At 57.4% G+C, this 20978-nt stretch carries 23 protein-coding genes and 1 tRNA gene; 10 read left to right on the top strand and 14 right to left on the bottom strand.

Annotated elements, in window-relative coordinates; genetic code table 11:
- Positions 1–2: 2 nt before the first annotated feature.
- From hpxK to hpxU, 7 genes are all read right to left on the bottom strand, one after another.
- Positions 3–1256 carry an allantoate amidohydrolase gene (gene hpxK / locus AFL22_RS20125; RefSeq protein ID WP_022625186.1) on the bottom strand — a complete coding sequence of 418 codons (1254 nt, stop codon included), beginning with the start codon at positions 1254–1256 and terminating at the stop codon, positions 3–5.
- Positions 1253–2488 carry an alanine--glyoxylate aminotransferase family protein gene (locus tag AFL22_RS20130; protein ID WP_010671148.1) on the bottom strand — a complete coding sequence of 412 codons (1236 nt, stop codon included), beginning with the start codon at positions 2486–2488 and terminating at the stop codon, positions 1253–1255. Before AFL22_RS20130 ends, hpxK begins: the two co-directional genes overlap by 4 nt.
- 20 nt (positions 2489–2508) lie before the next feature.
- Positions 2509–3240: an amino acid ABC transporter ATP-binding protein gene (locus AFL22_RS20135; protein WP_052272055.1), complete on the bottom strand. Its 732-nt coding sequence runs from the start codon at positions 3238–3240 to the stop codon at positions 2509–2511.
- On the bottom strand, positions 3221–3877 hold the full coding sequence (locus tag AFL22_RS20140; RefSeq protein ID WP_010255156.1) for an amino acid ABC transporter permease: 657 nt from the start codon (positions 3875–3877) through the stop codon (positions 3221–3223). The genes AFL22_RS20135 and AFL22_RS20140 overlap by 20 nt, the downstream gene beginning before the upstream one ends.
- Positions 3877–4545 carry an amino acid ABC transporter permease gene (locus tag AFL22_RS20145; RefSeq protein ID WP_010255155.1) on the bottom strand — a complete coding sequence of 223 codons (669 nt, stop codon included), beginning with the start codon at positions 4543–4545 and terminating at the stop codon, positions 3877–3879. The genes AFL22_RS20140 and AFL22_RS20145 overlap by 1 nt, the downstream gene beginning before the upstream one ends.
- A gap of 10 nt (positions 4546–4555) precedes the next feature.
- Positions 4556–5341 (bottom strand): transporter substrate-binding domain-containing protein, encoded by a 786-nt coding sequence (locus AFL22_RS20150; RefSeq protein ID WP_010255154.1) that lies wholly within the window; start codon positions 5339–5341, stop codon positions 4556–4558.
- Positions 5342–5533: 192 nt separating this feature from the next.
- Entirely contained in the window at positions 5534–6373 is an 840-nt protein-coding gene (hpxU, locus tag AFL22_RS20155) for a MurR/RpiR family transcriptional regulator HpxU (protein ID WP_033771018.1), read from the bottom strand.
- A 138-nt stretch (positions 6374–6511) separates the two neighbouring features.
- Here hpxU and AFL22_RS20160 point away from each other — a divergent pair, with 138 nt between their 5' ends.
- Genes AFL22_RS20160 through hpxZ form a run of 4 tightly spaced genes read left to right on the top strand, consistent with a single transcriptional unit; the run spans position 6512 to position 10067 of the window.
- Positions 6512–8098, top strand: a complete 1587-nt coding sequence (locus AFL22_RS20160) for a gamma-glutamyltransferase family protein (RefSeq protein WP_033779712.1) — start codon at positions 6512–6514, stop codon at positions 8096–8098.
- Positions 8099–8110: 12 nt separating this feature from the next.
- Positions 8111–8293 (top strand): oxalurate catabolism protein HpxX, encoded by a 183-nt coding sequence (gene hpxX / locus AFL22_RS20165; RefSeq protein ID WP_003852562.1) that lies wholly within the window; start codon positions 8111–8113, stop codon positions 8291–8293.
- Positions 8290–9687, top strand: a complete 1398-nt coding sequence (locus AFL22_RS20170; RefSeq protein WP_052272056.1) for an AtzE family amidohydrolase — start codon at positions 8290–8292, stop codon at positions 9685–9687. The genes hpxX and AFL22_RS20170 overlap by 4 nt, the downstream gene beginning before the upstream one ends.
- A complete protein-coding gene (hpxZ, locus tag AFL22_RS20175) occupies positions 9687–10067 on the top strand; it encodes an oxalurate catabolism protein HpxZ (protein ID WP_052272057.1) in 381 nt (126 codons plus the stop codon). Before AFL22_RS20170 ends, hpxZ begins: the two co-directional genes overlap by 1 nt.
- A 50-nt stretch (positions 10068–10117) precedes the next feature.
- Here the strand turns inward: hpxZ and puuE are convergent, their stop codons facing one another.
- From puuE to AFL22_RS20190, 3 genes are read right to left on the bottom strand one after another with little or no spacing between them, the layout of a single operon-like run.
- The gene (gene puuE / locus AFL22_RS20180; RefSeq protein ID WP_010255138.1) at positions 10118–11071 is read right to left on the bottom strand and encodes an allantoinase PuuE; all 954 of its coding nucleotides are present in this window, start codon (positions 11069–11071) and stop codon (positions 10118–10120) included.
- Positions 11072–11103: 32 nt separating this feature from the next.
- Positions 11104–11835 (bottom strand): allantoin racemase, encoded by a 732-nt coding sequence (hpxA, locus tag AFL22_RS20185; RefSeq protein WP_010671141.1) that lies wholly within the window; start codon positions 11833–11835, stop codon positions 11104–11106.
- On the bottom strand, positions 11832–12554 hold the full coding sequence (locus tag AFL22_RS20190; RefSeq protein ID WP_010255133.1) for a GntR family transcriptional regulator: 723 nt from the start codon (positions 12552–12554) through the stop codon (positions 11832–11834). The genes hpxA and AFL22_RS20190 overlap by 4 nt, the downstream gene beginning before the upstream one ends.
- Before the next feature lie 144 nt (positions 12555–12698).
- Here AFL22_RS20190 and AFL22_RS20195 point away from each other — a divergent pair, with 144 nt between their 5' ends.
- Positions 12699–14207 (top strand): NCS1 family nucleobase:cation symporter-1, encoded by a 1509-nt coding sequence (locus AFL22_RS20195; RefSeq protein ID WP_033756668.1) that lies wholly within the window; start codon positions 12699–12701, stop codon positions 14205–14207.
- Positions 14208–14256: 49 nt separating this feature from the next.
- On the opposite strand, the gene AFL22_RS20200 is transcribed toward AFL22_RS20195, so the two are convergent.
- Positions 14257–14333, bottom strand: a tRNA-Asp gene (locus tag AFL22_RS20200).
- Between the two features lie 134 nt (positions 14334–14467).
- Positions 14468–15199: a DNA polymerase III subunit epsilon gene (gene dnaQ / locus AFL22_RS20205; RefSeq protein WP_010255127.1), complete on the bottom strand. Its 732-nt coding sequence runs from the start codon at positions 15197–15199 to the stop codon at positions 14468–14470.
- Positions 15200–15250: 51 nt separating this feature from the next.
- Between dnaQ and rnhA the strand changes: the two genes are divergently transcribed.
- Positions 15251–15718, top strand: a complete 468-nt coding sequence (gene rnhA / locus AFL22_RS20210) for a ribonuclease HI (RefSeq protein WP_010255125.1) — start codon at positions 15251–15253, stop codon at positions 15716–15718.
- On the opposite strand, the gene AFL22_RS20215 is transcribed toward rnhA, so the two are convergent.
- Complete coding sequence (locus AFL22_RS20215; protein ID WP_010671138.1) at positions 15700–16437, bottom strand: class I SAM-dependent methyltransferase; 738 nt, start codon at positions 16435–16437, stop codon at positions 15700–15702. The genes rnhA and AFL22_RS20215 overlap by 19 nt on opposite strands.
- A gap of 42 nt (positions 16438–16479) precedes the next feature.
- Between AFL22_RS20215 and gloB the strand changes: the two genes are divergently transcribed.
- Positions 16480–17235: a hydroxyacylglutathione hydrolase gene (gene gloB / locus AFL22_RS20220; RefSeq protein ID WP_052272058.1), complete on the top strand. Its 756-nt coding sequence runs from the start codon at positions 16480–16482 to the stop codon at positions 17233–17235.
- A 71-nt stretch (positions 17236–17306) separates the two neighbouring features.
- Positions 17307–18683, top strand: coding sequence for a murein transglycosylase D (gene mltD, locus AFL22_RS20225; RefSeq protein WP_022625195.1), 1377 nt, complete (start codon positions 17307–17309; stop codon positions 18681–18683).
- Positions 18684–18791: 108 nt separating this feature from the next.
- Here the strand turns inward: mltD and AFL22_RS20230 are convergent, their stop codons facing one another.
- Positions 18792–19583 carry an endonuclease/exonuclease/phosphatase family protein gene (locus AFL22_RS20230; protein ID WP_010255114.1) on the bottom strand — a complete coding sequence of 264 codons (792 nt, stop codon included), beginning with the start codon at positions 19581–19583 and terminating at the stop codon, positions 18792–18794.
- A gap of 262 nt (positions 19584–19845) precedes the next feature.
- On the opposite strand from AFL22_RS20230, the gene yafC reads away from it, so the two are divergent.
- Together yafC and AFL22_RS24145 are read left to right on the top strand one after the other, a co-directional pair.
- Positions 19846–20748 (top strand): DNA-binding transcriptional regulator YafC, encoded by a 903-nt coding sequence (gene yafC, locus AFL22_RS20235; RefSeq protein WP_022625197.1) that lies wholly within the window; start codon positions 19846–19848, stop codon positions 20746–20748.
- The gene (locus AFL22_RS24145; RefSeq protein WP_132500273.1) at positions 20736–20957 is read left to right on the top strand and encodes a hypothetical protein; all 222 of its coding nucleotides are present in this window, start codon (positions 20736–20738) and stop codon (positions 20955–20957) included. The genes yafC and AFL22_RS24145 overlap by 13 nt, the downstream gene beginning before the upstream one ends.
- Positions 20958–20978 lie beyond the last annotated feature (21 nt).

Raw genomic sequence — 20978 nt, forward strand, 5'->3', positions numbered from 1 at the left:
GTTCAGCTCCGTTCAGCAATCAGCGAGACCGCCTGTAAATAAGCCTGCAGCGCGGGCGCCACATCAGCCACCGCCACGGACTCTGCCGGATGGTGGCTGATACCGCGATGGTTACGCACAAATAGCATGCCGACCGGCCAGCGTTCAGCGATAGCGATGGCGTCGTGCCCCGCACCGCTCGGCAGTGACAGGCTGCGCCCCTGCACCGTTTCCACCGCATGACTCAGCGCCTGTTGCAGCGCGGAGTCACAGGCGGTGGCACCGATGCGATAATATTCGTTCGACTCAAAGCGGAGTCCACGCCGCAGCGCAATCGCCTCCGCCTGGGTTAACAGACTGGAGAGCAGTGTCTCCAGTGGGTTATCCAGCGGACCGCGCACGTCCAGCGACAGCGATACCTCGCCAGGGATTACATTGACCGCTCCCGGCGCGCAGTTAATCGTACCGACGGTAGCCACCAGTTGAGGATCCTGCTCACGGGTGGTCTGCTCAATAAACACCATCCACTCGGCAGCGGCAGCCAGCGCATCTTTGCGGTGGGTCATCGGCACCGTGCCCGCATGGCCCGCTTCACCGGTGAAACGGCAGTTGAGGCGGCGCGCACCGTTGATGGCCGTGACCACACCGAGCGCCAGATCCTCCTGCTCCAGGCAGGGGCCCTGCTCGATGTGCAGCTCAAGATAACCGACGATATCCTCAACCCGCCGCGCCGCAGATGCGATCCTGTCGCTGTCGAGCCCGACATCCGCCATCGCCTGCGCCACGGTAATGCCGTTGCCGTCAGGATGCGTCACCCAGCTTTGCGGCCAGCTGCCGGTAATGCCACGACTGCCGAGCAGCGTAATGCCAAAACGGGTGCCCTCTTCGTCACCAAAGCCAATGACTTCAATCGCCAGCGGTAAGCGGCGCTGATTTTCGTTAAGCCACTGTACGGTTTCAATGGCGCTGAGCACGCCCAGCATGCCGTCATAGCGACCGGCGTTGCGCACCGTGTCGAGATGCGAACCAAGCAATAACGCGGGTGCACCCGCTTCTGCCGCCTCGTAGCGCCCACAGATATTGCCCACTTCATCCTGCCACACCTGCATCCCCGCCGCCTGCATCCACTCACCGACACAGGCATTGGCGCGCAGATGTTCGGGTGAGAGGTAGACGCGGGTCAGCCCCTCGGCCGTTTCGCTGATCGCCGCCAGCGCATCGCAGCGCGCCATAACGCGCTGTGCAGCGGCCTGGGCTTCGCTGGCGCTCATCATCATGCGTGGCTCCCGTAGTGATCCCAGGCGGCCTGCGCCGCGGCACCCTGCGGCGTGCGATAGCCGACATAGGTCAGCACCGTTTCCAGCGCGGAGAGAGTCTGCATCACGCAATCTTTACGCGCGTTGTAGCCCATGGTGCCAATGCGCCACACCTTGCCATGCAGCGGGCCAAACGAGGTGCCAATCTCAATGCCGAAATCTTCCAGCATCAGCTTGCGCACCTGATCGCCGTTTACGCCAGACGGGATCATCACGCCCAGCACGTTGTTCATTTTGTGTTTCAGGTCGCCGAAGGTCTCCAGCCCCATCCCCTGAATGCCTTTGAGTAATGCTTCACCGTGCAGCTTGTGGCGGGCGATGCCGTTGTCCAGCCCCTCCTGCAGGATCAGCCGGGCGCACTCGCGCGCGCCAAAAAGCGCACTGGTCGCTTCGGTATGGTGGTTGAGCCGCTCCGGCCCCCAGTAATCCATGATCATGCCGAGATCAAAATAGTTGGAGTAGATCATCTCCTCTTCGCCATCCTGATGCGCCTCGGTGCGGATCCCCTGCTCTACGCATTTGCGTTTGCGGATCACCGCTTCCATCTCTGCGCTCAGCGTGATCGGCGAGGTACCCGATGGACCGCCCAGGCATTTCTGCATCCCCGCGGATACGGCATCAAGCCCCCAGGCGTCCGTTTCCAGCGCGTTACCCGCCAGCGACGCGGTGGCATCGGTGTAGAACAGCACGCCATACTGTTTGCAGATCGCACCCAGTTGCTCAAGCGGCTGCAGCATGGTGGTTGAGGTGTCGCCCTGTACGGTCAGCAGCAGGCGCGGCCGCACTTTTTTGATCGCATCTTCAATCTGGTCGGGAGTAAAGACTTCGCCCCACGGCACTTCAATGGTGTGCACTTCCGCCCGACAGCGGCGGGCAATTTCGCACAGCAGATGACCAAAGCGGCCAAACACCGGTACCAGCACTTTGTCGCCAGGCCGGATCGATGACAGCAGAATCGATTCGATACCGGCGCGGGAGGTGCCGTCAATCAGCAGTGTCCAGCGGTTCTCTGTGCGAAACACGCCGCGATAGAGCGCCATCACTTCATTCATGTAGTGGGTCATCGCGGGATCGTACTGCCCCAGCAGCTGACTCGACATGGCGCGCAGCACACGTGGATCGGCATTGATCGGTCCAGGCCCCATCAGCAGACGCTGTGGCGGGTTAAGTTGCGGGTAGTGATTGATATCCATCGTAATTTCCTTTTTCAGAATCAGAGGCGAACCGAAGAGATAAACTGCTTCAGCTCCGGTGACTGCGGCTGAGCGAACAGCGTCTTACTGTCGCCCTGCTCCCATACGCGCCCCTGATGCATAAAGACCACACGATCGCCCACATCGCGGGCGAAGCTCATTTCATGCGTGACGAGGATCAGCGTCATTCCTTCTGACGCCAGCTGCTCCAGAACTTTGAGCACTTCGCCCACCAGCTCGGGATCGAGCGCGGAGGTGATCTCATCACAGAGTAAAACTTTCGGCGTCATCGCCAGTGCACGGGCGATCGCCACGCGCTGCTGCTGACCGCCGGAGAGGCTGGCAGGATAGTAGTTGAGACGCTCGCCCAGCCCGACCTTCTCCAGCATCTGCGCCGCCAGCGCCCGGCACTCGGCCTCGCTTTTTTTCAGCACCCGGTGCGGCGCCAGCATCACGTTCTCCAGTGCCGTCATGTGCGGGAACAGGTTGAAGCTCTGAAACACCATCCCGACCGAGCGGCTGATTTCACGCGCCTGCGAGTCGCGATCGGTAATCGTCATACCGCCGAGCTTGATGCTGCCCTCCTGATAGCCTTCCAGCCCGTTCATGCAGCGCAGCAGCGTGCTTTTGCCCGATCCGCTGCGACCGATGATTGAGATCACCTCGCCCATGTCGATATCCAGATCCACGCCTTTCAACACATGGTTGTCGCCGTAATATTTTTGCACCTGATTAATGGTGATGAGCGGCATTGAATTTTTTCTCCAGATACTGGCTGTAGCGAGACAGCGGATAACACATCAGGAAGTAGCCCAGCGCCACCAGCCCAAAGACTTTAAACGGCTGATAGGTCACGTTGTTCAGAATGGTGCCCGCCTTGGTCAGCTCGATGAACCCGATAATTGACGCCAGCGCGGTGCCCTTGATCACCTGGACAGCAAACCCCACCGTCGGGGCAATACCGATGCGGATCGCCTGCGGCGCAATGACCCGCCACAGCGTCTGACCAAAGGTCAGGCCGAGACAGCGCGACGCTTCCCACTGGCCTTTTGGCAGGGCGCGGATGCTGCCGTACCAGATATCGACCAGAAAGGCGCTGGTGTAGAAGGTCAGCGCCAGCGAGGCCGCCGTCCAGGGTGCAACATCAATGCCGAACAGGCCGACGCCGAAAAACGCCAGGAACAGCTGCATCAGCAGCGGCGTGCCCTGAAACAGCGCGGTGTAACCGCGTACCAGGCGCGTTAACCATTTGCGTTGCAGCAGGCGCATAAACAGCAGCGGCAGCGTCACCAGCGTGCCGCCGACAAAGGCCACCAGCGACAGCAACAGGGTCCAGCGTGCCGCCAGCAGCAGGTTGCGCAGGATGTCCCAGTCGGTAAAGGTCGTCATCATGATGGCTGCACTCCAAACCATTTACGGCCAATCGCCAGCAGCAGATGGCGCATCGCAATCGACAACGCCAGGTAGATCAGCGTGGTCACCAGATAGACCTCAAAACTTAAGAAGGTGCGCGACTGGATCAGGTTGGCGGCGAAGGTCAGCTCCTCGTAGGAGACCTGCGACACCACCGACGAACCCAGCATCACGATGATGCACTGGCTTACCAGCGCCGGATAAATGCGCTGCAGCGCGGGCGGCAAGACCACCCGCAGAAACGTCTGGCTGCGGGTTAATCCCAGCACTCGTCCCGCTTCCCACTGCCCTTTGGGTGTCACCTGTATTCCGGCACGAATGATCTCGGTGCTATACGCCCCGAGGTTGATCAGCATCGCCAGCAGCGCCGCCTCGCCAGCAGTGAGTTTCAGCCCCAGCGCAGGCAGACCGAAAACGATAAAGAACAGTTGCACCACAAACGGCGTGTTGCGGATCAGCTCGACATAGATGCCCCACAGGCGGCTCATCCAGCTGGGTCTGCCACTGCGCAGCGCCGCGCCCGCAATGCCGAGCGCCACACCACCGGTAGTCGCCAGCACCGTCAGCTGAATGGTGACCCAAAGACCGGAGAGCAGCTCCGGCCAGTAGGGCCACAGGGCGGGAAAGTTAAGTTGCCCGGTCATGAATCTTTCCTCAGGCGCCGAGGTTGGCGGGCAGCGGCGCTTTCAGCCACTCTTCTGACAGTTTATTCAGGGTGCCATCTTTGATGCCCTGCTCAATCAGCGCATTCACTTTCGCTTTCAGTGCCGGCTGATCTTTCTTCAGGCCGATATAGCAGGGAGAATCTTTCAGCATAAACTGCGCCACCGGCGCTTTAGCCGGATTCTGACGGGCAATGGCGGCGACCACCAGGTTGCCGGTCGCCACATACTGCACCTGACCGGAGAGATACGCAGACAAGGTAGTGTTGTTATCTTCGTAGCGTTTCACCTGTGCATCTTTCGGCGCAACGTCACTGAGCACCATGTCCTCTACTGCACCACGTGTTACGCCAATCGATTTGCCGCTCAGGGCAGACGCCGCTTTGATTTCATCGCCTTTCGGCCCGAATACGCCCAGGAAGAACGGCGCATAGGCGCGGGTGAAGTCGATCACTTTTTCCCGCTCGGCATTTTTACCCATGCTGGAGATGACCAGGTCGACCTTGTCGGTTTGCAGATAAGGCACGCGGTTGGCACTGCTGACCGGCACCAGCTGCAACTTAAGTTTCATCTGCTTTGCCAGGTATCTGGCCGTGTCGATGTCATACCCCTGCGGCTGCAGATCGGTGCCAACCGAGCCAAACGGCGGGAAATCCTGCGGCACGGCGATGCGAATGACGCCGCGTTTCTGGATGTCCTGCAGTTGATCGGCCAGCGCGCTTCCTGCTTGTGCCATCAGTAATGCCGCTGTCGCAACCGCCATCAAAACTTTTTTCATTATGCACCCCGGTGAGATTAACGTGAAACAAAAGATTCTTTGAGATGAAATCTGCAACTAATGTGCCAATCCGGACGGCCACAGAAAAAGGGTTAAGCGGCAAAGCATTCAGCTGAAATCTGGCGTAATCGGGACGACTACGCCGGGGGAAGGTCTGTTCTGAAATGGGGCAAAGCACCAAAATGGTGCCTGTTAGCGGTGCTCCAGCTCGTCAAACTGCTGGTAAAGGTCGGCGATCTGATGAATGCGCTGGCGTCCCTGTGCCAGCATTTCATGCAGCAGTGCATTGGCAATCAGGTTAACCAGACTCATGGCGGAGCCATAACTGTCGAAGGCGGAAACGCTGTCCAGCGGCGTACAGAGCTGCCAGCGCGCCAGCGCAATCACCGTCTGCGCCTGCGGCTCACACAGCGCCAGCAGCGGGATACCGGCAGCCTGCAACTGCTGCATCAGCGGGCGAATGATGCGGGGACGACGACGGAAGGCCATCACGACCACCATATCCTCCGGCGTAATATCCACCAGCTCCTCAGCCAGCGTCTGGCCCGGCTGCGGCAGGATATGTACCTGCGAACGCGCCTGCACCAGCTGCTGTCGCAGATGCAGTGCCACCGGATAGGCGTTGCGCATGCCGATGATAAAGACGCGTTTTGCCTGCGCCAGCTGCTGGATAACCTCATTAAAGTGTCGGGCATCCAGACTGTTCACCCACTGCGTCAGGTTAGCCATTTCCTGCTTGTAGTGTCGCGCCAGCAGCGTATTGCCCTGCACCGCATCCCGGTTGTCGGTCAGCGGCATGCCGCTCTGGCGCAGGATGCGTAACTCATCACGCATATCCTTATATTTCTCATAGCCCAGACGCTTAAACAGCCGGCTGACCGTGGCTTTCGACACGCCACTGAGCCGCGCCAGCTCGGCACTGTTGTAGCTGATCAGGTCATCGAAGTGGTCAAACACGAAGTCGGCAATGCGCTGCTCCTGCGGAGAGAGCTGGGAATAGTGACTCCTGAGTCGTTCATCAAGCTGTTTCATACCCCGTCCTGTAACTTTTGTTTCAGCAGAAGCTAGCACAATTTGCGCCAGGTTAAGCGGCGCATTGTCAGCTCAGGGTGAAAACTGGAACAGCTCTTGCTTTGTTATCGGTTCTGTCACCCGGATAACGAGAAAAAGATGATTCAAAGCAATATGGCCCCGCAGGGGATGGCGGTGACGCCACACCATCTGGCGAGTGAAAGCGCGCTCGCGGTTCTGCGTGATGGCGGTAATGCCATTGAAGCGATGGTGGCCGCTGCCGCGACCATCGCCGTGGTCTACCCGCATATGAATGGACTGGGCGGTGATGGTTTCTGGCTGATTCTGCCGCCCGGCGGCGATCCTGTCGCTATCGACGCCAGTGGCGCAGCCGGTTCGCTGGCTCATCACGATTTCTACGCCGATCACCCTAAGATTCCGCATCGCGGGCCGAAAGCGGCGCTGACCGTGGCCGGTACGGTCAGCGGCTGGCAGGAGGCACTGAATCTCTCGGCTGAGATGGGCACCCCGCCGCTGCCGCTGACACGTCTGCTGCGCGATGCGATTCGCTACGCCGCCGACGGTATTCCGGTGACTGCCTCACAGAGCGCCGCCACCGCGACGTTCCGCAGTGAATTGCAGCATCAGCCCGGCTTCAGCGCCACCTTTATGCCTGACGGCAACGTGCCGCAGCCAGGCAGCCGTTTTACCCAGCCCGCCCTGGCAAACACCCTGAGCCAGCTTACTGAAGAGGGACTCGACAGCTTTTATCGCGGCCCGCTGGCTCACCATATGGCCGATGAGATGGCCACGCTGGGCATGCCGGTGACGCTGGCCGATCTGCAGCAGCATCGCGCCCGCCGCACGACGCCGCTGCATCTCTCCCACAGCGAAGGTGACATCTGGAATATCACCCCGCCAACGCAGGGCATGGTGTCGCTGGCGATCCTGGGCATCACCGATCGGCTGGAGATGGCGGAGGCTGACGATGCGCAGACGGTGCACCGTATCGTGGAAGCCACCAAAAAAGCGTTTGCACTGCGCGACAAACACATCACCGATCCGCGTCACGTCACGGAAGATTTGCAGGCGCTGCTGGACAGCGATCACCTTGCCACACTCGCCAGCCAGATCACCGATGGAGAGGCGGCGGCATGGGGAAACGGACGCGGGCCGGGCGATACGGTCTGGATGGGCGTGATGGACAGCAGCGGCCTGGCCGTCTCCTTTATTCAGAGCATTTATCACGAATTTGGCAGTGGTGTGGTGCTGCCCGGCACGGGTATCACCTGGCAGAACCGCGGCGCCGCTTTCAGCCTTGATCCTGACCATCTGCTGGCCCTGGCACCCGGTAAGCAACCGTTTCATACCCTGAATCCTGCCGCCGCACGGCTGAAAGATGGCCGGACGCTGGTGTATGGCGCGATGGGTGGGGATGGACAGCCGCAGACTCAGGCGGCGATTTTTACCCGCCATGTGATTCAGGGCTTGCCGTTACAACAGGCGGTCAGTGCGCCGCGCTGGCTGCTGGGCCGGACCTGGGGGCAATCATCAGACTCGCTGAAACTGGAAGGTCGTTTTGACGACGAAACGGTATTGATGCTGCGTCTGTGGGGACATGAGGTGGAGCTGCTGCCGGACTTCAGCGAATCCGTAGGCCATGCGGGCGCCATTGTGCGCCACAGCAACGGCATGTTTGAGGGCGCAAGCGATCCACGCAGTAACGGCAGCGCCGCCGGTTTTTAACAGGAGCGAATCATGAATCAACACGACTGGGCCAGCTACATCGGCCATATGGAGCAGATACTGCAACTTGAACTGGATGACGCCCGCCGCGCTGAACTGCTGATCCAGCTGTCGCGTATCGCGGAGATGGCCGCGCCGCTGATGGCGTTTCCGCTGGATGACCGGCTTGAAGTGGCAGGAGTATACCAGGCATGAGATTAGGTGACGTTTCGATTCAGACCCTGCAGCGGGCGATTCAGCAGGGTGAAATCAGTGCGCTGGAAGTGGCAAAGCGCACGCTGCAGGCGGTTGAGCAGCACAATCCGGCGCTGAATGCCTGGACGGAAGTGACCGGGCCGCGCATGTTAAAAGAAGCTAGTGCGATTGATGCGCAGCGGCAGCGCGGCGAAACCCTGCCACCGCTGGCGGGCATCCCGTATGCGGTAAAAAACCTGTTTGATGTGGCGGGTCACACTACCCTGGCCGGTGCCAGCCTGTTCAGCGACCGGCCGGCGGCACGTGCAGATGCGTTTGCTGTCGATAAACTGCGTCGCTCTGGTGCGCTGCTGTCTGGCATGCTGAACATGGATGCCTACGCGTATGGTTTTACCACCGAAAACAGCCACTACGGCGCGACGCACAATCCGCGCGATCTCAGCCGCGTGGCTGGCGGCTCGTCAGGCGGTTCGGCGGCTGCCGTGGCCGCCGGTCTGGTCCACTTTTCACTGGGCACCGACACCAACGGCTCGATTCGGGTGCCCGCGTCGCTGTGCGGTATTTTTGGTCTTAAGCCGACCTTTGGCCGGTTGTCACGCAGCGGCAGCCATCCGTTTGTCGCCAGCCTCGATCACATCGGTCCTCTGGCGCGGCGGGTTGAAGACCTGGCGCTGGTATATGATCTGTTGCAGGGCGCAGACCACACCGATGCGTTTCAGGCCGATCGCCCGCTGGCCGCGACGCTACCGGGGCTGTCACAGGGCAGCGAAGGCTTGCGCTGCGGCGTACTGGGTGGCTTTTTTGCCCGCTGGTGCGATGAGGATGCCCGCGCTGCCGTCGCGGTGATCGCGGCAGCACTTGATGCACAGGAAGAGGTGCTGATGTCAGACGCTGAGCTGGCACGCTCGGCGGCGTTTATCATGACCGCGGCAGAAGGCGGCAATCACTATCTGCCCGCCCTGCGCCAGACGCCTGAGCAGTTTGAACCCAATTCACGCGAGCGTCTGCTGGCCGGTGCCATGATGCCAGGTGCCTGGTACGTGCAGGCGCAGCGTTTCCGCCGCCATTTCCAGCAGCAGGTGTTGCCGCTTTTTGATCGGTTTGATGTGCTGATAGCGCCGGCGACACCCTGCAGCGCGATCACCATCGGTCAGCAGACCCTGTCGATTCAGGGGGAATCGCTGCCCGCTAAGGCGAGCATGGGTATGCTGACGCAGCCGATCTCCTTCCTGGGATTGCCGGTCTGTACCGTGCCGCTGGCGACCCGAAGCGGTCTGCCGATTGGATTACAGCTTATCGCCCGTCCATTTAATGAAGAGGCGGTGTTACGTGCCGCCTGGGCACTGGAACAACGCGGCATTACGATACCGCAAATCAATATGGCTGGAGCCTGATGAGCAGAGAGATTAATTTACCGCAGGTAGTCACCGAGGTGACGGCGCAGTTTTACCGCTACGAGCAGGCGCTGGTCAGCAATGACGTGGCCGAACTGGATGCGTTGTTCTGGCACGACCCGCGAACCGTGCGCCTCGGCGCGGGTGAGAATCTGTATGGCATTGATGAGATTCGTGCCTTCCGCGCCGCGCGTCCTTCAGCCGGGCTGAACCGGACGCTGCGAAACACCGTGATCACCACCTTTGGCGAGGATTATGCGGTTTGCAGCACCGAATTTACCCGCACCGGCAGCGATAAAATTGGCCGTCAGCAGCAGACCTGGGTACGTATGCCCCACGGCTGGTGCATCGTGGCGGCGCAGGTCAGCCTGATGAGCTGACATCGTCCGGCGCTTCGCCCGATCAACGCGGGCCGAGCGCCGGAACCGGCTTAAGGTGCCGGGTGCGTGTTGATCCAGTGGTCAGCGATCTGCTGACGGGTGCAGATCCAGACATCCTCATGCTGCTGGATGTGATCGAGAAAATTCTGCAGCGCGCGGAATTTGCCAGGACGACCCAGCAGGCGGCAATGCATACCGATCGACATCATCTTCGGTGCGGTTTCGCCCTCTTCATACAGCACATCGAAGCTGTCGCGCAGATAGGTAAAGAACTGTTCCGCGGTATTAAATCCCTGCGGCGAGGCAAAGCGCATGTCATTGCACTCCAGGGTATAGGGGATAATCAGGTGCGGTTTAACCGTTCCATCCTGACAGGTGACCTGGGTCCAGAAAGGCAGATCGTCGCCGTAGTAGTCACTGTCATAGCTAAAACCGCCCTGCTCCACCACCAGCCGCCGGGTATTCGGGCTGTCGCGGCCGGTGTACCAGCCGGTCGGCGCTTTACCAAACAGATCAACCAGCACATCGACCGCCTGCTGCATATGCTGGCGTTCGGTTTTTGCATCCATGCCCTGATAGTGGATCCAGCGCCAGCCGTGACTGACCACATCGTAGTCAGCCTGTTTAATCGCTTCGACGACTTCCGGATGACGCGCCAGCGCCATCGCCACGCCGAAAACCGTTAACGGCAGACCGCGTTTCTGGAATTCGTTGTGGATACGCCAGAAACCGGCGCGTGAGCCGTACTCATACAGCGACTCCATCGACATGTGGCGATCGGGATAGCTGGCTGCCCCGATGATGTCGGAGAGGAACTGCTCTGAGCCGGTGTCGCCGTGCAGCACGCTGTTTTCTGCGCCCTCTTCGTAGTTCAGAACAAACTGCACCGCCACACGGGCGTTGTTGGGCCAGGCGGCGTGCGGCGGATGAGCGCCATAACCGATTAAATCGCGCGGATAGTTTTTGTTAAAGCTGTACTCTTTCTTCTCTGCAGCGTCAGTCATCACTCCACCTGTTTTGATTCGGGAAAGTTCCGTTAGTTTAGATGCTGAAACGCACCTGAGAGAGGTTTCTGCAAAGGCCAGGCCAGATCACCATGTTTGCTGGTGCCAAAACCAAGCGCCACCAGCGACTCCACCATCTTCACCGCCGCGCTGACGCCATCGATCACCGGCAGGCCGAGCTCACGGGTCAGCTCCCCGGCCAGCGTCGCCATTCCGCCACAGCCCAGCACAATCGCCCCGCTGCCATCTTCCCGTTTAGCCTGAATGCAGCGCTGCCGCACTTTTTCCTGCGCCAGGCCGCTGCCATCTTCCAGCGCCAGTACCGGCAGATCGATGGCATGCAGTGCGGCACAGTGATGGGTAAAGCCATACTGCTGCAGCAGATGACGCGCAATCACCAGGGTGCGCGGCAGCGTGGTGACAATGGAGAAACGCGTCGCCAGCAGCGTGGCGGTATGCATCGCCGCTTCCGCGATGCCGATCACCGGTCCGCTGGCCAGTTCGCGTGCCGCCAGCAAACCCGGATCGCCAAAGCAGGCAATGACGTGGCCGCTGACGCCCTGCGCTCTGCCCAGTTTAATCTGCTCCAGCACGCCGATGGCGGCGATCGCCTCATCGAAATGCCCTTCAATGGAGGGCACACCCTGCGACGGCGAAACAGCCAGAATTTCGGTGCCCGGTGCGGCGACCGCACGCGCGGCCTGACCGATAGTTTCGGTCATCGCCAGGCTGGTATTAGGGTTAATAACCTGAATCAGGCTCATGAGGCCGCTCCAGAGCCTGCGGCAAACAGTCGGGAAAAGTCGGGCAGCGTTTCCCCGCTGCGCTCGAAGTGCAGGCTGGAGACGATGTGCTCGAAGTGATGCTGTAGCGCCTGCGTCAGCGGCTGCAGCGCACGCGCGCGCAGTAACTGAAGCAGATTCGCATGATCGTCACAGCGGCAGCCACGCTGCCAGGGTGCGCCATAGGCGGCGATCACCAGTGATGAGCGCTGCGTCAGGCTGGTCACCATGCCGGTGAGCACCTGATTCCCGGAGATCGCCTGTAACTGAATATGAAAGGCCGCTGACAGCCGGATGGCTGCCGGGCCATCATGATCGGCGTGCGCCTGGTTCTCCTGCGCGATGAGCTGCTCCAGCGCCACCAGATGCGGGGGCTGCAGATGGGCCAGGACCGCTGGCAGATTAGCGCACTCCATTAAACTGCGGGTTGAGAAGATATCCCGCGCCTCTTCAACGCCGGGTGTGGAGACCTGCGCACCACGTTTGGGCGTCAGAGTGACCATTTGCACCGCCGCGAGGCGTTGCAGCACTTTGCGGATGCCGGTGCGGCTCACGCCAAAGACCCCGGAAAGGGCCTCTTCCGGCAGTTTACTGCCCGGCGGCAGCTGATGCTCAACAATGGCGTTCATCAACGCCTGGTAAATCCCTTCATCTTTATCCTGCAGCCTGGTGGCGTCTCGCTGTCCTGTTTTACTCGTCATTACCCGCTCCGGTCGCTTGCTGTACGCCACATATCGTATACGTGAAAAATAAATATTGTATACAAGAAAAGAGATCTGGCCTGGATCCTGCAATACCGCTTTACCAGATTATTCATTCCACTCTCGGGTAGAGGAGCAGGTTTCATGCCAAATCAATCAACGGTGGCCAGCACGGCCTCTGAAGCCAACGCCCGTTACAGCCCACGACTCTGTAACGACGACCTGGCACCGACTCGCGATCAGAACTGGTCGTGGTACAACATTTTTTCTTTCTGGATGTCGGATGTGCACAGCATGGGCGGCTATGTGGTGGCCGCCAGCTTCTTCACGCTGGGATTAGCCAGCTGGCAGGTGCTGCTCTGCCTGCTGGCGGGGATCTGCATCGTGCAGATCTGTGCGAATCTGGTGGCGAAACCGAGCCAGATGGCGGGCGTCCCCTATGCGGTGATCTGCCGTCAGGCGTTTGGGGTGTTTGGTGCCAATATCCCGGCAGTGATACGCGGTCTGATCGCGTTCGCCTGGTATGGCATCCAGACCTATCTGGCGGCGAATGCGCTGATGCTGGTGCTGCTGAAGTTCGCGCCGTCGCTGACGTCGATGACCGTGCCGCACTGGCTTGGTCTGTCGCTGCTGGGCTGGTGCTGCTTCGGCATTATGTGGTTACTGCAGGCGATGGTGTTCTGGCATGGCATGAACGCCATCAAACGGTTTATTGATGTCGCCGGACCGGCGGTCTATGTGGTGATGGTGGCGCTGGCGGGCTGGATTGTATACAAGACCGGCTTCGATGGGATCTCGTTTACTCTCGCCAGCAAATCGCTGACCGCAGGCGAGCAGACGTGGCAGATGATTACGGCGACGGCGCTGGTGGTCTCTTACTTCTCCGGGCCGCTGCTGAACTTCGGTGACTTCTCACGCTACGGCAAAAGCATGTCAGAGATCCGTCGCGGCAACCGCTGGGGACTGCCGTTTAACTTTCTGCTGTTCTCGGTGGTGACCGTAGTGATTGTGTCGGGCACCCAGTCGCTGTTTGGCAAAATGATTACCGATCCCATCGAAACCGTAAGCATGGTCGGCAACGATCTGGCGGTCGCGATTGGATTGCTGACCATGATTACCGCCACCATCGGTATCAATATCGTGGCGAACTTCGTCTCGCCCGCTTTTGACTTCTCCAACTGTTCACCGCAGAAAATCAGTTTCCGTACCGGCGGGATGATCGCTGCGGTGGGGTCGGTGCTGTTAACGCCGTGGAATCTGTTCCAGTCTCCTGAGCTGATTCACTATACGCTGGATGTGCTGGGATCGTTTATCGGGCCGCTGTTCGGGATTCTGCTGACCGATTTCTATCTGATTAAACGTGGACGTATCTCGGTCGACGATCTTTTTAACGATACGCCAGCAGGCCGTTACTGGTATCGCGGTGGCTTTAACCCTAAAGCGATTGGCGCACTGCTGCCATCGGTGGCGATTTGCCTGGTGATTAGCTTTATCCCTTCCCTGCATCAGGTGGCGAATTTCAGCTGGTTTATTGGCGCCGGTCTGGCGGCAGGCTGCTATCGCTTTATCGCCCGTGAAGATCGTGAGGCGGAGGATGGTGCCCGCTGGCAAGGCGAGGTGATGCCGCAGAAGAACCAGGCCACCGCTGAATAGCAGACAGCAAAAAGCCGATTCATTTCTGAATCGGCTTTTTTAAAGAGATTGGCGGAACGGACGGGGCTCGAACCCGCGACCCCCTGCGTGACAGGCAGGTATTCTAACCAACTGAACTACCGCTCCGCGCTTTGTTCCCCGTCGGGAACGAGGCGCATAGTAATGGCAGCCTGTTGCGACGTCAACGCTTTTTCCAGGCGAACAAATCGTTTGCTGTTTTTTTCAGCTTGCCGTTGATTTTATCCACAAAAATGCGTAATTCAGCCGCGCCACAGGCAGCTGCCACCCTTTTTCATCACCAGATCCAGACGTGACTCATGGGCAACCACTTCTTCATCGCTGGCCGTGACCACTCGCAGTGCAGAGGTGGGACGCACGATGCGCTGGATGCTCTCTCCCTGCGCCTGTCGGGCGCTTTCACTTTCCGATAAAAAGGAGAGTGAAGTCTGTCCGCCGGTCATCGTCAGGAAGACTTCAGCCAGAATCTCGGCATCGAGCAGTGCGCCGTGCAGGGTTCGTTTGCTGTTGTCTATTTCGTAACGCGAGCAAAGCGCATCAAGGCTGTTGCGCTTGCCGGGAAACATACGGCGCGCCAGCGCCAGACTGTCGGTGATTTTGCAGAAAGTTTCGGTTTTCTCAATGCCGCGGTTCAGCTTTGCAAACTCGTAGTCCATAAAGCCGATATCAAACGGGGCATTATGGATCACTAATTCAGCACCGCGAATGTAGTCGAGAAACTCATCGGCAATCTCGCTGAATGCAGGCTTGTCGGCCAGGAACTCATCGGCAATGCCGTGTACGCCAAAGGCTTCGGGATCGACCAGCCGATCGGGCTTGAGATACATATGAAAATTGTTACCGGTCAGGCGACGGTTAATCACCTCTACCGCACCAATCTCAATGATGCGGTGCCCCTCATAATGTACCCCGATCATGTTCATGCCGGTGGTTTCAGTATCGAGAACGATCTGGCGGTTATTTGCAGTGCTCATAAGACCCGTTTTATGTCAGACTTAGCGTTTTTGAGAGGAAGTCTACCAGAGATGCGCAAACAGGTAGAAATATTCACCGATGGATCCTGTCTTGGAAATCCCGGCCCCGGCGGTTATGGGGCGATTTTACGCTACGGTCAGCATGAGAAAACCTTCAGCGCGGGCTATCACCTTACCACCAATAACCGGATGGAGCTGATGGCGGCGATTGTCTCACTGGAAGCGCTGACTCAGCCGTGCGATGTGGTGCTCAGTACCGACAGTCAGTATGTGCGTCAGGGAATTACCAGCTGGATCCATAACTGGAAAAAGCGTGGCTGGAAAACCGCCGACAAAAAGCCGGTGAAGAATGTCGATCTCTGGCAGCGTCTCGACTTAGCACTCAGCACCCATAAGATTCAGTGGGAGTGGGTTAAAGGCCATGCCGGACATCCGGAAAATGAGCGCTGCGACGTGCTGGCCCGCAGCGCAGCTGAAAATCCCGCTTTTGAGGATATCGGTTATAAAACCGAATCCTGATCCTCTGCCTGCCGGAACTGGCGTGTGGCATTGACCGTCTGGCGGATCTTGCTGGTGCTCATACTCTTCTTAGCCCGGGTCGGCAGCAGCGGGAAGGTGCGTTTACGTGCCACCACAATATTCAGACAGCCCAGCGCCGGTAAGTGGGCGCTGATCAGTTTTCCGCCCTGCCGATGCCACGGCAGCACCTGAAAGCGGGTGCGATAGACCACCTCATAATTCAACAGTCCCAGCCAGTCGACTAACCGCACCTGGCTGAACATCCGTCCGCTCCAGGGGGCTTTGCGGTTCAGGCCCGGCACCATCTTACTCACGCCGAGCAGACTGAATGGATTGAAGCCGCTGATAATCATCCAGCCATCATCAATTAACACCCTATCTACTTCACGTAACACCCGGTGAGGATCCTGGCTCCAGGCGAGCGTATGGGCCAGCAAACAGGCATCGATCGACTTCGACTCAAACGGCAGTTGCATCGGGTCAGCCAGCACCTGTAACAGCTCACCTTCCCTGCCAACATTGACCTGATGTGAAATAGCACAGTTTTCGGTGTTGATTTCTGCGCTGAGGTTGCCAAGCTTAAGCATATGAAAGCCATAAAGCTTTCCAAGGTAAGGCTGAAGCTGCTGCGTTAGCGCGTCGCGGAAATAATCTCCCCACGGCATATCGCGCCATGACAGCGGTGCGTTCAGAATCTGGCGTGATTTAGCGGGCTTCATGCTTTACGCTCTTCCTTTTCCTACGACCTGCGAGAGGTGATGATGAATCTTACCAGTATTCCTGCGTTGCAGGACAACTACATCTGGACGCTGACTGATGATGAGGGTAAATGCCTGATTGTCGATCCCGGCGAAGCCCAACCGGTGTTAGAAAAAATGGCCTCCAACGGCTGGCAGCCGGTCGCTATTCTGCTGACTCACCACCATAACGACCACACGGGCGGAGTGAAAACACTGTGCGAGCATTTCCCTCAGCTTGAGGTCTATGGTCCCCAGGAAACTGCGGCTAAAGGGGCCAGAACCATAGTCAGCGAAGGCGATAAGGTCACGGTACTGGGCCTGACGTTTGAGGTGATCCACACCCCTGGTCACACTTTAGGACATATCTCATATTACAGCTCACCTTATCTTTTCTGTGGTGACACACTCTTTTCGGGCGGCTGCGGACGCCTTTTTGAGGGCACGGCAGAGCAGATGTATGATTCCTTTCAAAAGCTTAACCAGCTTCCAGGTGAGACATTAGTCTGCTGCGCACATGAATATACTTTATCCAATCTGAAGTTTGCTGCGGCTATTCTGCCCCATGACCCACAAATAACGGCCGAATATCAGAAAATTAAGGACTTACGCGCTGAAAATGGCATTAGTTTGCCCACAAAACTGGCGCACGAACGGACAATAAATTTATTTCTTCGCACGCAAGACGTTGATTTACAAAGGGCATTAAACGTTAACGTTACTGATGAACCCGTATGGCGTTCATTTGCCGTTCTACGCGAGAAGAAAGACGCTTTTTGATTTTTCGGGTTGTGTTGTGAAAAGTCGTCACGTATAGTTGCTCGTCTTTTAAGCGAACTATTGACACACACATGAAGGCTAAAGCGATCTTACTCGCCTCAGTCTTGCTGGTAGGATGTCAGGCGTCCAGGAACGATGCCAATATCCCGGTACAGCATGCACAGAGTCTGTCTTCAGCTGGTCAAGGTGAAAATGGAAAGTACGGAGACGAGTTTTTGTCGCCGCGATGGCAGGAAGATGGAACTGGCCTCGCAGCAGACGCAGATCTCTGGAGTTTCATTAGTGACGAGTTGAAGATGGGGATTCCGGAAAACCCGGCAATCCGCGAACAAAAAAGTAAATTTTTAAAAAATAAGAGCTATCTCCACGATGTAACATTACGGGCAGAGCCGTACATGTACTGGATAGTCGAGCAGATACAGAAACGTAAAATGCCGATGGAACTGGTACTGCTACCCATAGTGGAGAGCGCTTTTGACCCCCGGGCAACTTCATCCGCCAATGCCGCTGGTATCTGGCAGATTGTTGCTGCAACAGGTCGAAACTATGGTTTGAAACAGAACCAGTATTACGATGGGCGACGCGATGTGGTCGCATCCACGAAAGTTGCGCTGGATATGATGCAGCGTCTTAACACCATGTTTGACGGCGACTGGTTATTAACCATCGCAGCGTACAACAGTGGTGAAGGACGTGTACTCAAAGCGATAAAGCAGAACAAGGCGCGCGGTAAGCCGACTGACTTCTGGCATTTATCGCTGCCACGTGAAACGACCGTGTATGTGCCTAAAATGTTAGCTCTGAGTGAACTGCTCAAAAATAACAAGCGTTACGGTATCAAACTGCCGACACCTAATGAAAGTCGTGCTCTGGCGCGAGTGGAAGTGGGTCAGCAGATACAGCTGACGCAGGCTGCCGAAATGGCGGGTATGTCGCTCACGAAACTGAAGAGCTTCAATACCGGTTACAAAGGCGGCGCAACAGCGCCAAACGGCCCACACTATATTATGGTGCCGAAGTCGAACGTCGCGAAACTGCGTAACTCACTGGCTTCCGGTGACATCGCAGCGGTACAGCCTACTCAGCTTGCGAAAGCCAGTGCGAGTGGCGGGTACAAAGTGCGACGGGGTGATACGCTCTCTGGTATCGCCTCAAAACTTGGCGTTAGCGTCTCGACACTGAAGCAGGATAACAACCTGCGCGGTGCTGATATCCGACCTGGTCAGACTCTGACCATTGGTTCGAATGGCACCCGACTGGCTGATAACGGCAACAGCATCACCTATCGTGTTCGTAAGGGTGATTCTCTTGACAGTATTGCCCGTCATCACGGCGTCAATATCAAAGACGTGATGCGCTGGAACAGTGTGCTGGACAGTGCGAAAGATATTCAACCCGGCGATAACTTAACGCTGTTTGTGAATAATAACGCAACACCTGATACCTGATACGTTGAAAAGGCTGACATTTGTCAGCCTTTTTCTTTTATTCATCCGCCACCGTTTACTCATCTGCCGGACTTCCCTCCCCTTTGCAGGCTCGCTTAATGCACCGGACTAGCTTCCTGAACTGAACTCCACCAGTAAGGGGTTATGGTCGGACGCGCGCGTCACCAGTACGGATGCCTCACTCACCCTGAGATCGCGATAGAAGACGAAATCCAGCGGGCGGCCAAAGGCTTTACGGCGGTGATCGGCAGTGAACATGACCTCTTCCAGCTTCATTCGCTGTGCAAAACGGTAGAGGGCATTGATGCGCTGACGGCTCCAGGCATTGAAATCCCCGGCCATAATCACCGGCCCCTGGTGATGCATGATCTGCTCCCCGATTGGCCCCAGCTGTTTACTGTAGACGTCTACGCCCAGGCTGAAATTTACCGCATGGATGTTCACGACCATCAGCATTTCACCCGTGGGCAGCGGATACGCCGTGACCAGTGCCGATTTTGACAGCCTCAGCAGAGGCTCACGCTCACGCAACGGGCAGCAATAGACCGGGTGCGCAGAGGCGAGCGTCATCACCCCAGAGGGATGCTGAGGCAGCACAAAGGCAGGTACCTGATCGGCAGCGAGATAATTACTGGTGGCAAACTCCACCAGTTCTGGTGTGGTCTGCGCTTCCTGCAGTAATACCAGGTGCGCATCTTTACCAAATCCTTCCAGTACCGACATCCAGTCTGCGCGTTGCTGCTTAAAGATGTTCCACACCAGAACTTTGAGGTTTGGGTGCGCGGGCAAGGGGGCGCCGGGTGGCAGTGCCTGACCGAGATGGAGCATCGCGCCAGGTGGAAAGATCTGTTCCACTGGTTGTCCTGCTACATATCGCATTGCATAAGTTTTTTTGCGCACTTTCCCGCCTGGCTGATGATTCAAAATACAGTTAACACCTGTCTGTTATAGGGATTTTAGACCGGGGTTTCAATGGATGCAGGTGAATGTCAGAATTCATCACCTTTTCCAGAATAAAGCAGCCCTTTTAAGTTCGCTAAGCAAAACGAGGCAGATCAGGCGGTGACATCCCCGATGTCATCGTTAACGGCTCCTGTACTGGTTATAACAGCATTATCAGTCATAAACTGGCTTAATGGCCATGTGACTGCAGGGAGGAAGAATGAAGGCATCTTCTGATGAACTAAAAGTGTTTGTCAGCGTTGTAGAAAGTGGAAGTTTCAGTCGCGCTGCTGAACAGCTGAAAATGGCTAACTCTGCCGTCAGCAGGACAGTTAAAAAGCTGGAGAGCAAGCTGGGTATTGCCCTGCTGACTCGCACAACACGGCAGCTGGCGCTTACTCAGGAGGGCGAACGCTATTTTCGCCATGTTCAACGTTTTTTGCAGGAGATGACCACGGCAGAAAGCGATTTGATCGAGAGTTTACAGGCGCCTAAAGGACTACTGCGCGTTGATGCCGCGACGCCGGTGATTCTGCATTTGCTGATGCCGATGATTAAACCTTTTCGTCTGCGCTATCCTGACGTGACTCTTTCTTTGATCTCCTCAGAGAGTTTTATCAATCTGATTGAGCGGAAAGTGGATATCGCCATTCGCGCCGGCAATCTGACCGACTCAACGCTGCGCGCCCGGCTGCTGTTCAGGAGCTTTCGCAAGATGGTTGCTTCCCCCGCCTATCTCCGAGAGCATGGCACACCGCAAACGGTGGCTGAGCTGGATAACCACCACTGTCTTGGCTTTGATGATTCCCCACGACTCAATCGCTGGCCCGTCTCCCGTGAAAGCGGCGAACTCTATGATATTAGCTGGGCTATCTCCTCTAACAGCGGAGAGACGATTAAGCAGCTCTGTCTTACCGGTAATGGTATTGCCTGCCTGTCGGACTATATGATCGATCGTGAAGTTGCTGAGGGAAAACTGGTGGAAGTGTTGGCCGATCAGCGTCTGCCGGTCGAGATGCCCTTCCATGCTGTTTACTACAGTGATATTGGCGTAAGCCAGCGTGTGCGCGCTTTTATCGATTTTCTGAGTGAGTGGACAGCTGACCAGCCGTGGCGTACCTGAAGTCTACAGGGGCAGGCCTGATCGGGGTCTGCCCGCACACAATTTGGAAGGGGTGGGATCGATTGCGCGATTATCGCTTCAGATTCAAAGAATTAGCGATCGTTAAAATGATCCGGGAGATCGAAGAGAATCAGCGCGGTGTATTTTTCCGTGTTGAATTTGCTGCAATGGAAAAAGCCCTGACCGTTAAGTCAGGGCTTTCCAATTAAGTGGCGGAACGGACGGGGCTC

This window comes from Pantoea sp. CFSAN033090 (genome assembly GCF_001264395.1).
Taxonomy (GTDB): Bacteria; Pseudomonadota; Gammaproteobacteria; order Enterobacterales; family Enterobacteriaceae; genus Pantoea; species Pantoea agglomerans.